The sequence below is a fragment of the Paenibacillus sp. HWE-109 genome (assembly GCF_022163125.1).
Classification (GTDB): domain Bacteria; phylum Bacillota; class Bacilli; order Paenibacillales; family NBRC-103111; genus Paenibacillus_E.
In genome coordinates this window covers 5,935,823-5,949,942 of sequence record NZ_CP091881.1, presented here as the reverse complement: position 1 = coordinate 5,949,942, position 14,120 = coordinate 5,935,823, and the positions used below count along the sequence as shown (strand labels likewise).

Annotated in this window: 18 protein-coding genes; 14 read left to right on the top strand and 4 right to left on the bottom strand. The window is 44.9% G+C overall.

Going from position 1 to position 14,120, the window contains the following annotated elements:
• Nucleotides 1–11: 11 nt before the first annotated feature.
• From galE to LOZ80_RS25285, 8 genes are all read left to right on the top strand, one after another.
• Entirely contained in the window at nt 12–1,046 is a 1,035-nt protein-coding gene (gene galE, locus LOZ80_RS25320; RefSeq protein WP_238167270.1) for a UDP-glucose 4-epimerase GalE, read from the top strand.
• Nucleotides 1,047–1,070: 24 nt separating this feature from the next.
• On the top strand, nt 1,071–1,217 hold the full coding sequence (locus LOZ80_RS25315; protein WP_189009887.1) for a YwzD family small protein: 147 nt from the start codon (nt 1,071–1,073) through the stop codon (nt 1,215–1,217).
• Between the two features lie 34 nt (nt 1,218–1,251).
• A complete protein-coding gene (locus tag LOZ80_RS25310) occupies nt 1,252–2,184 on the top strand; it encodes a glucosamine inositolphosphorylceramide transferase family protein (protein WP_238167269.1) in 933 nt (310 codons plus the stop codon).
• A gap of 21 nt (nt 2,185–2,205) precedes the next feature.
• Nucleotides 2,206–2,802 (top strand): sugar transferase, encoded by a 597-nt coding sequence (locus LOZ80_RS25305; RefSeq protein ID WP_238167268.1) that lies wholly within the window; start codon nt 2,206–2,208, stop codon nt 2,800–2,802.
• Between the two features lie 16 nt (nt 2,803–2,818).
• Nucleotides 2,819–3,469 carry an acetyltransferase gene (locus LOZ80_RS25300; protein ID WP_238167267.1) on the top strand — a complete coding sequence of 217 codons (651 nt, stop codon included), beginning with the start codon at nt 2,819–2,821 and terminating at the stop codon, nt 3,467–3,469.
• Nucleotides 3,469–4,635, top strand: a complete 1,167-nt coding sequence (locus LOZ80_RS25295; protein WP_238167266.1) for a DegT/DnrJ/EryC1/StrS family aminotransferase — start codon at nt 3,469–3,471, stop codon at nt 4,633–4,635. Before LOZ80_RS25300 ends, LOZ80_RS25295 begins: the two co-directional genes overlap by 1 nt.
• A 30-nt stretch (nt 4,636–4,665) precedes the next feature.
• On the top strand, nt 4,666–5,016 hold the full coding sequence (locus LOZ80_RS25290; protein WP_238173112.1) for a helix-turn-helix domain-containing protein: 351 nt from the start codon (nt 4,666–4,668) through the stop codon (nt 5,014–5,016).
• Nucleotides 5,017–5,154: 138 nt separating this feature from the next.
• On the top strand, nt 5,155–5,496 hold the full coding sequence (locus tag LOZ80_RS25285) for a helix-turn-helix domain-containing protein (RefSeq protein ID WP_189009877.1): 342 nt from the start codon (nt 5,155–5,157) through the stop codon (nt 5,494–5,496).
• Between the two features lie 21 nt (nt 5,497–5,517).
• Here LOZ80_RS25285 and LOZ80_RS25280 read toward each other — a convergent pair whose 3' ends face one another.
• Nucleotides 5,518–5,697: an anti-repressor SinI family protein gene (locus LOZ80_RS25280; RefSeq protein WP_229757509.1), complete on the bottom strand. Its 180-nt coding sequence runs from the start codon at nt 5,695–5,697 to the stop codon at nt 5,518–5,520.
• 199 nt (nt 5,698–5,896) lie between these two features.
• Between LOZ80_RS25280 and LOZ80_RS25275 the strand changes: the two genes are divergently transcribed.
• On the top strand, nt 5,897–6,763 hold the full coding sequence (locus LOZ80_RS25275; protein ID WP_238167265.1) for a metallophosphoesterase: 867 nt from the start codon (nt 5,897–5,899) through the stop codon (nt 6,761–6,763).
• A gap of 44 nt (nt 6,764–6,807) precedes the next feature.
• Here the strand turns inward: LOZ80_RS25275 and LOZ80_RS25270 are convergent, their stop codons facing one another.
• Nucleotides 6,808–7,092, bottom strand: a complete 285-nt coding sequence (locus tag LOZ80_RS25270) for a hypothetical protein (RefSeq protein WP_238167264.1) — start codon at nt 7,090–7,092, stop codon at nt 6,808–6,810.
• Nucleotides 7,093–7,338: 246 nt separating this feature from the next.
• Between LOZ80_RS25270 and LOZ80_RS25265 the strand changes: the two genes are divergently transcribed.
• On the top strand, nt 7,339–7,845 hold the full coding sequence (locus LOZ80_RS25265) for a tyrosine-type recombinase/integrase (protein ID WP_238167263.1): 507 nt from the start codon (nt 7,339–7,341) through the stop codon (nt 7,843–7,845).
• Nucleotides 7,846–7,997: 152 nt separating this feature from the next.
• On the opposite strand, the gene LOZ80_RS25260 is transcribed toward LOZ80_RS25265, so the two are convergent.
• The gene (locus LOZ80_RS25260; RefSeq protein WP_189009869.1) at nt 7,998–8,366 is read right to left on the bottom strand and encodes a helix-turn-helix domain-containing protein; all 369 of its coding nucleotides are present in this window, start codon (nt 8,364–8,366) and stop codon (nt 7,998–8,000) included.
• A 138-nt stretch (nt 8,367–8,504) separates the two neighbouring features.
• On the opposite strand from LOZ80_RS25260, the gene LOZ80_RS25255 reads away from it, so the two are divergent.
• Nucleotides 8,505–8,933, top strand: a complete 429-nt coding sequence (locus LOZ80_RS25255; RefSeq protein WP_238167262.1) for a hypothetical protein — start codon at nt 8,505–8,507, stop codon at nt 8,931–8,933.
• A 453-nt stretch (nt 8,934–9,386) separates the two neighbouring features.
• Here LOZ80_RS25255 and LOZ80_RS25250 read toward each other — a convergent pair whose 3' ends face one another.
• A complete protein-coding gene (locus tag LOZ80_RS25250; RefSeq protein WP_238167261.1) occupies nt 9,387–9,815 on the bottom strand; it encodes a DUF2621 domain-containing protein in 429 nt (142 codons plus the stop codon).
• A gap of 122 nt (nt 9,816–9,937) precedes the next feature.
• Here LOZ80_RS25250 and LOZ80_RS25245 point away from each other — a divergent pair, with 122 nt between their 5' ends.
• From LOZ80_RS25245 to tkt, 3 genes are all read left to right on the top strand, one after another.
• Complete coding sequence (locus tag LOZ80_RS25245) at nt 9,938–11,065, top strand: deoxyribonuclease IV (protein ID WP_238167260.1); 1,128 nt, start codon at nt 9,938–9,940, stop codon at nt 11,063–11,065.
• A gap of 65 nt (nt 11,066–11,130) precedes the next feature.
• A complete protein-coding gene (purU, locus tag LOZ80_RS25240; protein WP_238167259.1) occupies nt 11,131–11,997 on the top strand; it encodes a formyltetrahydrofolate deformylase in 867 nt (288 codons plus the stop codon).
• 93 nt (nt 11,998–12,090) lie between these two features.
• Nucleotides 12,091–14,112: a transketolase gene (gene tkt, locus LOZ80_RS25235; protein WP_238167258.1), complete on the top strand. Its 2,022-nt coding sequence runs from the start codon at nt 12,091–12,093 to the stop codon at nt 14,110–14,112.
• Nucleotides 14,113–14,120 lie beyond the last annotated feature (8 nt).

Here is a 14,120-nt window from a genome sequence, read left to right as displayed (position 1 = left end):
AGGAAGAAAGAATGTCAATCCTTGTAACTGGCGGTGCCGGCTATATCGGAAGTCACACGTGTTTGGAACTGTTGAGTGCCGGCTACGACATCGTGGTTGTCGACAATCTTGCGAACAGCAGCTTGGAAGCCATCAGACGTATGAAGGCATTAACAGGCCAAGAATTCCCGTTTTATCAGACCGATCTCTTAGACAGACAAGGAATGGAAACGATTTTCGAACAGAATCAGATTGATGCTGTCATTCATCTTGCAGGTTTGAAGTCAGTAGGGGAATCGGTGCAGCAGCCTTTAAGTTATTACCACACCAATATGACAGGCACCCTCGTACTCCTTCAGCTTATGCAAGTGCACAGGGTGAAACGTATTGTCTTCAGTTCATCAGCGACCGTATACGGAACGACAGAAAGCGTGCCGCTTGCTGAGGATGCGCCGCTTGGGGCAACGAATGCGTATGGACGAACGAAATTGATGATCGAAGAAATGATGACGGATCTGCATGCATCCGATACGGAATGGAGTATTGCGCTGCTGCGCTATTTCAATCCAGTCGGAGCTCATAGCAGCGGACGTCTTGGCGAAGATCCGAACGGCAAGCCGAACAACCTGATGCCATTTATTACACAAGTAGCGGTAGGTCGATTGAAAGAGCTGCAGATTTATGGAAACGACTATGCAACGCCAGATGGCACGGGTGTCAGAGACTATATCCATGTCGTGGATTTGGCGCGAGGGCATCTGAATGCCCTGGAGAAAGTTATGGCAGGATCAGGCATAGAGGCCTATAACCTAGGGACTGGGCGCGGCTACAGTGTGAAAGAAATTATCACTGCATTCGAGAAAGCAACCGGTATATCCATTCCTCATACCTTTACGAATCGAAGAAAGGGTGATATCGGGATATGCTACTCAGACCCTTCCAAGGCAGAAAGGGAGCTCGGATGGGTCGCTCAGAAGGGGATTGAAGATATGTGTCAAGATGCTTGGCGCTGGCAAGCGAGCAATCCTTATGGTTATCAGAAAGATGTTTATCAATATCAAGTTTAACTAATTCAGAATGAGGTTGTATTCATGGATATTTCGGCGTTGACGAATCAGCAAATGAAAGAAATTGTTATGGATGTCTACCGTTTGGGCAAGGATTCCGAACATCTTCAAGCCAAAGATTTGATTGAAGAAATCAAAAAGCAAATCATTTCCGTCTTGAGGGGGACATAGATTGTCAGCCTTGAACAGGAGATCTCTAAGCAAAATGTACAATCTGCTTTCTCTGATGCAGAAGGGAATGGAAGATCAGATTTGGTCCATCAAGGTATTCCCGTCTGAAGACATGATTTCCGAATGCAACATTGAAGCGAATATGGATAGACCCTCTTTGCAAGCTTCCGATGTTCGTGATGTGCAAGCTGAATTTGTCGCAGACCCTTTTATCATCCAGCATAATTTGAAGTACTATTTATTCTTTGAAGTTTTTAACAAAGGGTCAGCACGGGGAGAAATCGGCGTAGCGATAAGCGAGGACGGAGATAAATGGGAGTACCAGCAGATCGTGCTGCGCGAGAAATTCCATTTATCGTATCCGCAAGTATTTGTCATCGGAGAAGAGATCTATATGCTGCCGGAAACGACAGGGGCAGATCGTGTTTTATTGTACAAAGCTAAGAAATTTCCTACAGAATGGGAGATTGATTGCGAGCTATTCGCAGGCCGCTACTTGGACCCCTCAATCGTAAAATATGAGGAAAAATGGTGGATTTTCGCAGGGTCAGAAGGAGGCAACCTTCACTTATTTCATTCGGATTACTTGCTGGGGCCATGGATGCAGCATACTCAAAGCCCGATGATTACGAATGATAAACGAATTACAAGACCTGGGGGACGCCTTATCGCCTGTGGAAGTCATCTCTATCGTTATACACAAGACGGTTCCCAATATTATGGAAGTTCTGTGAGGCTGTTCAAAATAAATAAACTGTCCGAATTTGAATATGACGAGGAAGAAGTATCGCTCATTCTGCATGGCACGAATAAGGAGAGCGATTGGCGCAAAGATGGCATGCACCACATTGATCAGCTCATGATCAGCAATAACCGGTGGTTGGTCGCCGTGGACGGACAGAAGACCAGGAAAAGAAATTATTTTGCCTGGAAGCTGGACCGCATTCGATCCAAATTATTTAGATGAGACTGTAGGAGTAGATAGCTGATGAAACGATTATTCGATTTGTTGATTGCCGTTCCGCTCTTTATCCTATTTCTGCCGATTATCGGCATCGTCGCTGTTCTGGTTAGATACAAACTGGGTTCACCCGTTATCTTCAAACAGATGAGGCCAGGACTCCATGAGAAACCGATTAATCTCTATAAGTTTCGAACTATGACGGATGAAAGAGATAGTGATGGCGTGCTATTGCCAGATTCGATACGATTAACCCCTTTTGGCAAATTGCTGCGCAAGTATAGTTTAGATGAGCTATTGCAATTAGTTAATGTCATCCAAGGTGATTTGAGCCTGGTAGGACCAAGGCCATTGTTAATGGACTATCTACCGCTTTACACGGAGGAGCAGGCGAAACGTCATTTGGTTAGACCGGGGATCACGGGGTGGGCTCAGGTAAATGGCAGGAATCAGATTTCGTGGGAAGATAAATTTAAGCTGGACGTTTGGTATGTGGAGAATCAGAGCCTTCTGCTTGATTTGAAAATCCTTGCTTTAACCGTTATGAAAGTGCTTAGATCTGACGGTATTAGTCATGGCAATCATGTCACGATGGAGAAATTCTCCGGATCCAATCTTTCCTGATAAGAGGTGAGGCAGCATGGATATTGTTGTTATCGGTGAAGGCGGTCACGGCAAAGTGGTGAAGGAACTCATTCATTCCAGAGGTAAGGACAGGATCATTGGCTTATTGGATGATCGTTACAATAATTTACAACTAGTTGATGGCGTCTACACAGGTCCAATTTCCTCTGCGCACTTTCTGATAGACCGAGTGAAGGAATTAAAATTTGTTATAGCTATCGGGAATAATGCCATTCGCAAATCGATCGTAAACAAGCTGGGCTTTCCACGAGAAAGCTACATTTCACTGATTCATGAGACAGCAATTATTAGCAAAAGTGCAACGATTGGCCATGGCACGGTTGTTATGGCTCATACGATTATTAATGCGGATGCTGTCATTGGCGACCACGCCATTATTAATTCCGGTGCAATTGTCGAGCATGATGCACGGATGGGAAACTATGTGCATGCCGCTCCGAAATCGCTGCTGACGGGGGCTGTCCGCGCTGAAGAAGGCGCCATGATAGGCGCAGGAGCAACCATCATCCCGGGAAAGAACATAGGCGATTGGGCGGTCATAGGAGCTGGTGCCACCGTGATTAGCGATATTCCCCCCCACATGACGGCAGTTGGGACGCCGGCTAGATTACTAATGAAAATTCGGGAAGGCTGTGAAACAACGTAATGACTGCGCCTAACAAAAAGATTTATCTCTCTCCTCCACATATGAGCGGGAATGAGATGTCGTATATCCAGGACGCTTTTGATACAAATTGGATCGCTCCGCTGGGTCCGCACGTGGATGCTTTCGAGAAGGAGCTTGCTGCGCACGTAGGGGTGAAAGATGCCGCGGCTGTCAGCTCAGGAACGGCGGCCATTCATTTGGCGCTGCAGCTGATTGGAGTCAAGGAAGGGGACACGGTCTTCTGTTCCAGTCTTACTTTTGTAGCGAGTGCCAATCCTATCGTTTATTGCGGAGCCAGACCGATTTTCATTGACTCTGAGCCAGAGACATGGAATATGTCTCCACAGGCTTTGGAATATGCGCTGCACGAAGCCGATCGGGAGGGTCATTTGCCCAAAGCTGTCATTGTGGTGAATTTGTATGGGCAAAGTGCCAAAATGGATGACATTATTGCGCTATGTGATGCCTATGGAATTCCAGTAATTGAGGATGCTGCTGAATCGCTAGGCTCATCTTACAAAGGTAAAGCCAGCGGCTCTTTTGGCAAATACGGCGTATATTCCTTTAACGGAAATAAGATTATCTCGACCTCGGGCGGCGGGATGTTGATTTCTGACGATGTCGAGCAGCTGCAGCGGGCCCGATTTTTTGCAACGCAAGCCAGAGATCAAGCCGCTCATTATCAGCACAGCCAACTGGGATTTAATTATCGCATGAGTAATGTGCTGGCAGGCATTGGCAGAGCGCAGTTAGCCGTGCTGGAGGATCGCGTTAGTGCTAGAAGGCGTGTATTTGATCGCTACCAAGAGGCGCTAGCGTACTTGCCAGGTGTCCAGTTGATGCCGGAATTAGCCGATACACGCTCCAATCGCTGGCTCACGGTTCTGACGCTTGAAGAGCGGGAAGCAGGTACGAGCGTCCGTGAAGTGCTTGCCGCATTGGGTGAACAGGATATTGAGGCTCGGCCGGTATGGAAGCCGCTGCATTTGCAGCCTATTTTCAAAGGAGCTTCATTCTACGCACACAGGGATAAAGACAATGTATCAGAGCGATTGTTCCACACAGGAATTTGTCTGCCTTCCGGTTCCCAAATGACTGAGGATGATCAGCACCGCGTTATCGCATGTATCCAAAAGACGATGAAACAGACCATTCACTCAAACTAAATAGGAAAAGGGAGGTTGTGTTGTGGCGTGATGGATGTCATGATCGGACAAAATATATCAAGTATTCGCAAACAACGGGGGTACACGCTGTCCGAGCTCTCCGAGCGGACCGGTATCTCCAAATCGTATTTAAGCAACATCGAACGAAATTTAAAACAGAACCCTTCGATCCATGTGATGGAACGAATTGCCCTGGTTCTGAAAGTAGATTTGAAAACGCTATTAAAAATAGCCGTAGATGTTGAAACCAACGCTCATCTGGATCAAGAGTGGATTGATTTCGTTGCCTATCTGAAACAATCCGGAATTGAAAAGGAACGCATACATGAATTCAAAATGTTGATAGAGTTTATGAAATGGCAGGACGATCAGGTAAAATAGATGGGGGTTGACAGCTGTTGATTACCCCATTTTTTTGCTTGATCGTTCTTAATAAGAAACAATATTTGTTCGTTGTAAGAAATTCTGTTATACTAACAACATGAGCAATTATTACTTCACGAAGAGGGAAGAACCCAAATGATTGGAAAACGTGTACAACAATTGAGAAAAGAAAAGGGCTTGTCCTTAACGGAACTAGCGGAACGTGCGGGCGTTGCCAAATCCTATATCAGCAGCTTGGAGCGGGATATTCAGAAGAATCCGTCCATTCAGTTTCTTGAGAAAATTGCATCCGTCTTAAAAGTTCCTGTCGAAAGATTGATCGACGATCAAGAAGAAATGGCCCAGAATGATCAAGAGTTGGATCAGGAATGGTATGCGATCATTAAAGAAGCCATGTCTTCTGGTGTGGATAAGCAGCAATTCAGGGAGTTTTTGGACTTTAATAAATGGAGAATGAAACGCCCTAACGATGAGTAGGCGATTCTTTATTATTGGATGTTATGAGGATGTGCAAGTATCGTTCACAAGGGAATGAAGTGGTTTTTTCGTGGGCTGATAAGGGCTTCTTAAGAATGCTCGGATATCCTCTAAGGAAAGACCCAATTTACGTGCACTCAGAATCAAATGAATCCATTCCGCGTCAAACTCTTCGGTTGTTGTCTGTTTTACCATGTTCATCAATAACCCCTCCATAGCAATCCGTTGTGATACGATTCGTATCTCATTGCTTATTATTGCATGTTTTTTCACTGAAATCAATCCTAATTATATTAATATTATACAAAGTGTATCATGTTATTTGTCGATTTCTTTACAAGTAAATGCCTGGTGCCGATATGCCGTCTTCATTTCTGGAGGATAGGAGGTAAATGATACGTTGAAAAGTAAAGGCCTAAGCCGCAGAGCGTTTCTCAAGCATAGCCTTTTTGCAATGAAAGCTCTTGTTACATTAGCTGGAGCGACTGGGGTATATGCGATATTCGGTGAACGATACTGGATTCAGAACAAGACGATTCGATTATCTTTTACGCGGTACCCGACTTCATTCCAGGGAGTCCGCATTGTTCAATTCAGTGATACGCACATTGGCAAATATTATAGTCTAGCTCGATTGCAAGAGATGGTTGAGCAGGTACAACGGCAGAAGCCTGATATCATCTGCTTTACGGGAGATTTATTTGATTCAACCTATGGTGAAATAAATCGTGACGTCATTCCTATTCTGTCGCAGCTACAAGCGCATCTTGGGAAATTCGCTGTACTTGGCAATCATGATATGCGTTTGGATGCCAAGGGCGTCGTCGACATCCTGGAGAAATCGGGCTTCACGGTCCTTGTCAACGAGAATCACTCCATCCTGCATGGAAATGAACGGATCCGTGTGGTCGGAATCGACGAAATGTTCCATGGCAAGCCTAATTTGCCTCTTGCCTTGCAAGGCGTAACCAAGGACGATTTCGTGCTTTTGCTCGCTCATGAGCCTGATTTTGCAGATACCTCGATCAAGTTTCCGGTTGATCTGCAACTGTCCGGGCATAGTCACGGCGGCCAAATTCGAATCCCCTTTTACGGTAGTCTCTTTACACCAGACCTGGGACAAAAGTATTCTATTGGTTTGTATACGTTTGCAGAAAGTGAGTTTCGTACCTACACGAACCGGGGGATTGGAACAACCTTATTTCCGATTCGCTTCAATTGTCGTCCTGAAATCACTAGTTTCATTCTGGAGTCGAAGATGACGTAGTCCCTAAAAGCTCCGCTGGCTGAAGCCAACAGAGCATATGTATGCTAATAGCAGAACCACTTCTTCCAAATGTCAAAAGAGTCTGGACAATCTTTATCATTCCACTTGATGTCATTATAAAATTTGGGATTCTTTTTCAAGAAATCTTCTACATCTTTTTCAACTACTTTTTTGTCGGAGAAATAGGAAAACAATTGTTTAATCGTTTGTGCAGCGCTTTTTTTGTTGCTCAATGAGTGGTTGGAGCCTGTTGAGGCGGATGCATAGGCAGGAAACATAATGGCACTGAAAAGCAAGAAGATGAGAGTGAGTCTAACGAACTTTGACATAGCAGTTGACCTCCTTTCCCGCATAAGTTATCATCTGGTATTGTTCGTTATTAAGAATTATACATGAAAAATTAGGATTTGAGAACTAGAAAAGGCATAGATCATTTTTAAAATTTGTGATACAATACGTATCATATAATACAAAAAGAGAGGTGATAGGGAAATTAAGGAAATAGACACTGGCATCTAGATACAAAAAGTATCGAAATTGGTGAAATTGATTAAAATTAATGTGAGGTGCAACTCATGCAAGTTGTTCAACCAATTAGAGAACAAGAGAAAATTGAAGAGATACAAGCGGTATTGAAAGAACAGTCGATTCGAGACTGGCTGCTATTCACAATTGGTATTAATTCCGGACTTCATTTAAGTGATCTTCTTTCCTTGAAAGTAAAAGATGTGAGGGATCGAACGACTGTAAGTGTTCGTGAGGAAAAGACGGGTAAATTAAAGACATTCCAACTCTCAGCGCAGCTCAAAGATTTTATTGAGGATTATATCAAATATATGGACGAAGGCAACTATTTGTTTCCATCTCAACGCACTGGCAACCCTATCAAACGTATTCGGGTTTATCGGATTTTGAGTGAAGCTGCCAAGCAGGTGGGGCTATCTGATATTGGTACACACACGCTCCGCAAAACGTATGGCTATCACTATTACCTAAAAACGAAAAATGTTTCTGTTCTTAGAGATTTATTTAATCAGTCGGCCCCATCTGTTACTTTAAGATATATTGGCGTGACTTTATAGTTAACCCTGTAGGATTATATCTGAACGCTGGGAGTGTTATTTCTTTATGAAAAATGAAGAAAAAATATTAGTGAACATTCATCAAGTTCTTGAACAGCTAGGGATCGATCCACAGAAATTTCAGGCTTCCGTAAGCATACAATCCTTGCAAACTACTCCAAAGAACGTTCAGCTCTCACGAAAGCTATGAATCTTTTGGCTTCCGCTGGCGTCAGTCTCCGGCCATCAACGGTGAGTGAGAACTTTTTCAAGATGCTCTCATCGGTTAAATCCAGGTGTTCAACGAATTCCCTTACATCACGGTCAAGAACCATCTCTGGCTGGTCTGTTCGTCCAAGCAAATAATCAACCGTAACATTAAAAAAGTTGGCGAATTTATTAATCGTTTCATAGTCAGGCTCTCGGCGACTTGTTTCATAGTGTGAAAGGGCCGCTCTGGAAATACCAATTTTATTGGATAACTCTTCTTGTGTTAATCCTCTTTTTTCACGTAGTTGCGCAATTCGATCTCCATACTTCAAGTAGGTATCATCCCTCACAATTTATTTTTTCCTTAACATTATATCCACTGCTTATAGGCTGTATCAGGAAATTATTATAGCAAAGCGGAGATTCATTTGACTAGATAAAAGATGAAATCATAAAGGAGAGTTCAATAAATGGCTGTTGAGAGTAGGGAAACATTATCATTGATCGAACCATTTAAAGGAAAATTGAACATTATTCGAATTCGAAATCAACTTATCAATAGCAAATTTACGATCATTGATATTTTCGAACTTGAGAAATATCATTTTATCTTTACTAGCTCTCTATGCTTGCCGACAAACCATGAAGTCACCTATGGCTTCGAATTTGCCCTGTTTAATCAGACCATTCAAGTTGTGGGTGAAATTAAGCTAGTCAACAATAATGACAACGAATACGTGTATAAGGCGATTATTAAAACGGATGAAGAAACGAGTACGGAAGCATCTTCTTTCATTAATCATCTGGCCGCTACTCAAAATAAAAAGTACGAAAAGCTTATAAAAAGCTACACCCAGGACAATTATTTAAGCGAGAATACGTTGGATCTGATTTGCTAAATGCTGATATTTCATAAAAAGTGGCTTCCCCTACTTGTAATGTTACATATCGTATCTTATAATCAATTCATATACATATTGTAACAATCGCTGTTTTTTGAGCACTCAAGGGGGAATATCATATTATGAATTCAGATAATGTTTATTGTATTCAATGCAATTCGATTATGGTAAAAGCGAGTGCAGAGAAGATTTTTAAGACTGGCTTTTATCATACAACGATACCGCTTTGTCTCTGTAAATCTTGTGCCTTCGTGCAAGAAAATACGCTGAGCATAGAAATTATAAGCAATTCACATAAATGTTATGCGGATTTTCATTTGCCTCAATCTTATCTAGTTGACGGGGTAACTGCTTGATCAGTCCTCCTATCCACTAGATAAGATTGAATTCGTCATGCCAAAGTACCAAGGAGCCATTCCTACAGCCATGTAGATATGGCTTTTTATTTTTTTACTGAAGCAAATGCTTATAAGCGCTGAAATCAATCTCCTGCTTCTCCAAGAAGGTAGTTAAGCTCTTGTAATCACGTTTGGGAGTAGCGAGGATGTAACCTTCAATGCAATGATCACGCGTCACTTGCTCGGCTTGCGCCTCCAAAGCAACCTGTCCGATGCGCGCCGCGATCGAGTGTTTGGCAATATCTCGAAAGGCTGTCGGCACTGGCGACACCAATTGATCGAGAAATACTTTGGAGTCTTCTGTCCATAGATGACGAGAGCTGTCTACATAATGATTCTGCCAGTCCAGCTTGGATTTGCCGTCTTCCTTGGGTAGAACCTTGAGAAATTTGCGAAACATGAAAAATCCGCCCACCGACATGAAAAAAAGCAGGACACATACCCAAAAAATAATGAACCACATGAAAAAATCATTCGCCATATATTTGTCACCTCACCAGTTTACGTCATTATCTGATAAGAATTATACCTTATTTCTAGATTTCTTGCGACAATCCTAGTAAAATAGGAGGGTAGAAGACACATACAAAGGAGTTATGGATCATGCCCAATATTGGCTCACACGTTTCATTCTCAGATAAAGGCTTGTTAAATGCAGCAGAAGAAGCAGTTTCATACGGTTCTTCCACATTTATGATATACACAGGTGCCCCGCAAAATACGCGCCGTAAACCGATCGAAGATCAATACATTGAAGAAGGCAAGGCGCTGATGGACAAGCATGCGATCGGCGAAATTGTCGTACATGCCCCTTATATCATTAACTTAGGTTCCTACAAAGAGGATACTTTCGAGTTAGCCGTGCGTTTTCTGCAAGAAGAAATTCGCCGGACCGACTACATCGGTGTTAAGAATATCGTCCTTCATCCAGGCGCGTATACAGACAAAGATGCTGATTATGGCATTGCCCGAATTGCTGATGGTTTGAATGAAGTATTAGCTGGCGTTAAAGATACGAATGTCAAAATCGCGCTGGAAACGATGGCTGGCAAAGGGACCGAAATCGGCCGCAGCTTCGAGGAAATTGCAGAAATTATCGAACGTGTCGAAGAGAATGGTAAAATCTCGGTTTGCCTCGATACGTGTCACATTCATGACGCTGGTTATGATATCGTGAACGATCTGGATGGCGTGCTGCACCACTTCGACAAAGTCGTCGGGTTGGAAAGACTCGGCGTTATCCACTTGAATGACAGTAAAAATTCGCGCGGAGCCAGCAAAGACCGACATGCGCCGCTAGGTTCAGGCTGGATTGGCTTTGAAGCGATGAATAATGTGGCGAACCATCCGAAGCTGCAGCATTTGCCGATGATTCTGGAGACGCCTTGGATCGGCAAAGAAGACAAAACGCAGCGCCCGATGTATGAAGTTGAGATTGCTTTGTTATCCGGCAATTTGAGTGGACGTTTTGGCGGCGAATTCTTGGATCAAGTTGAGCGTATGGGCCATGCTTTCAGCCAAAAAGACATTCATCACCGCGACTATGTGCTTGGCATCTGGGACGTTCTAAAGAATGACGCCAAAGCGAAAAAAGCGGACGGACGCGAGCCGTTGGAACGATTGTATGATATTCTGTTCGAAGAACGCGTCTTGGCGGATTTAACGGAAGAGCAGCTTAACCAACGGTTGATCGTATGGCTGGCCGGCAAAGATGTGCTCAAGAAAGCGTAATAACCATTGAGATTTACAGCTCCCTTAACAGGGAGCTTTAGTTTAGGCATATTAGGGGGAGAAACATGGCACTGGAGAGTAAAAATAGAGCAAGAATGTTGATTTCATGTCCCGATCAGCCGGGAATCGTCGCCGCCGTTTCACAGTTTTTGTTCGATTATGGCGCGAATATTGTGCAATCGGACCAATATACGATGGACCCGGAAGGCGGGATGTTCTTCATCCGGATCGAATTTGATCTTGAAGACCTGGCGAATCGTGTCGAACAACTAAGAGCGGATTTCTCCGTTATTGCGGGCAAGCTATCGATGGAGTGGAGCCTGTCCTTGGCGAGCCAGAAGAAGCGGATTGCGATCTTCGTATCGAAGGAAGACCACGCTTTGCTTGAGCTGCTGTGGCATTGGCGTGCCGGCGATCTGAACGCGGATATTGCGATGGTTATCAGCAATCATCCGGATATGCAGTCGTTGGTAGAGCCATTCGGCATCCCGTATTATCACATTCCGGTAACAGCGGATACGAAGGCTGAAGCAGAGCGCCGTCAGCTTGAAGTGGTCGGCGACAACGTTGACGCGATTGTCCTTGCGCGCTATATGCAGATCGTATCGCCGTCCTTCATTAAGCACTACGCGAATCGAATTATTAACATTCACCACTCGTTCTTGCCTGCGTTTATCGGCGGCAAGCCTTATGCGCAAGCACATAACCGCGGCGTCAAAATTATTGGAGCCACGGCACATTATGTGACGGAGGAACTGGATGGCGGACCGATTATTGAGCAGGACGTGCAGCGGGTAAGCCACCGCGACAACGTTGAAGATTTGAAAAGAATCGGTCGCCATATTGAACGTATTGTTCTGGCCAGAGCGGTAGCTTGGCATGTGGAAGACCGCATTATTGTGCACAATAATAAGACGGTAGTTTTTAATTAATGGGAATGGTACAATAATGCAAGCGAGAAATTTCACTTGTATGTACAAGCTACAAAGAATGATAATACAGAAAAAATAGGAGGGAATTCTCGAATGACAGTTGCAAATAAAACGATTGAACAATTAGCCGTAGATACGATCCGTACGCTCGGTATCGACGCCGTTGAGAAAGCCAAATCAGGTCACCCAGGTATGGTTATGGGGGCAGCCCCAATGGCTTACGTACTTTGGAAACAACATATGAAACACAATCCAGCTAATCCTAAATGGGTCAACCGTGACCGTTTCGTGCTATCTGCTGGACATGGCTCCATGCTGTTATACAGCCTTCTTCACTTGTGCGGCTATGATTTGCCAATTGAAGAGATCAAAAACTTCCGCCAATGGGGCAGCAAAACGCCTGGGCATCCTGAATACGGTCACACACCAGGTGTTGACGCAACAACAGGTCCTCTTGGACAAGGTATTGGTATGGCTGTTGGTATGGCGATGGCCGAAGCTCACTTGAGAGAGACTTACAACAAAGAAAACTTCCCGGTAATCGACCACTATACATATGCAATCTGTGGCGATGGCGACATGATGGAGGGCGTTTCCTCCGAAGCGGTTTCCTTGGCAGCTCATTTGAAACTGGGCAAATTGATCATGCTGTATGATTCCAACGATATCTCGCTGGATGGCGAGCTTAATATGGCATTCTCCGAGAACGTGCAAGGACGTTTCGAAGCTTATGGCTGGCAAGTTCTGCGTGTAGAAGAGCAAAATGATCTTGCAGCTATCTCCAAAGCGATTGCTGAAGCGAAAGCTGACACAACGCGTCCTACCTTGATTGAAGTGAAAACGACAATCGGTTTCGGCAGCCCGAACAAAGGCGGCAAGGGCGGTCACGTTGGTCCTCACGGATCCCCGCTTGGCGGCGATGAAGTGAAATTGACGAAGCAAGCGTATGGTTGGCCGGAAGAGCCGGATTTCTTAGTTCCGGACGAAGTAAGAGCACATTATGCTGAGATTTCCAAGGAAGGCGCTGCGGCTGAACAAGCATGGAGCACTTTGCTGAATGACTACATCAAAGCATACCCGGAACTTGGCAACCAGTTCAGCGCAGCTGTGAACGGTGAATTGCCAGCAGGCTGGGACGCAGACCTTCCGGTTTACAGCACTTCGGACAAGCCTATGGCGACTCGTGTTGCTTCCGGTAATGCGATCAATGCCATTGCAGGCAAGCTGCCGCAATTGATTGGTGGATCTGCGGATCTGGCTAGCTCCAACAACACGATGATCAAAGGTGAAGAGAACTTCACAGCTAGCAACTATGCTGGCCGCAACGTGTGGTTCGGTGTTCGTGAGTTCGGTATGGGTACTGCGCTGAACGGTATGGCTCTGCATAGCGGAGTAAAAGTATACGGAGCAACCTTCTTCGTATTCTCCGATTACTTGCGTGCGTCCATCCGCTTGGCTGCTCTTATGCAGCTTCCGGTTATCTATGTGCTGACACATGACAGTATCGCAGTTGGCGAAGACGGACCTACGCATGAGCCGATTGAACAATTGCCAGCGCTTCGCGTTATTCCGGGCATTACTGTGATTCGTCCTGCGGACGGCAACGAAACTTCCGAAGCATGGCGCTATGCGATTGCAGAAGCCAAAGGGCCGGTTGCGCTTGTGTTGACTCGTCAAAACTTGCCGATTCTTGAAGGCGCAGTTGAGGGCGCGAAAGCGAACCTGAGCAAAGGCGGATACGTCGTATCCGATGCAGCGAACGGTAAGCCGGACGCGCAGATCCTGGCAACAGGTTCTGAAGTGCAACTCGCTGTCGCGGCGCAACAATTGCTGCAAGCCGAAGGCATCCACGTTCGCGTAGTCAGCTTGCCGAGCTTGGAACTGTTCGAGAAACAGTCCAAAGAATACAAAGATTCCGTTATTCTGCCAGAAGTTAAGAAGCGTCTTGCAGTTGAAATGGCGTACCCGCTTGGTTGGGAGCGTTATGTAGGCGACGAGGGCTCCATTCTGGGCATCTCCACATTCGGAGCGTCCGCACCTGGCGACTTGGTTCTTAAAGAGTACGGCTTCTCCCCAGAAAATGTAGTAGCCAGAGTGAAAGCTCTGTTGTCTTAATTTCATTC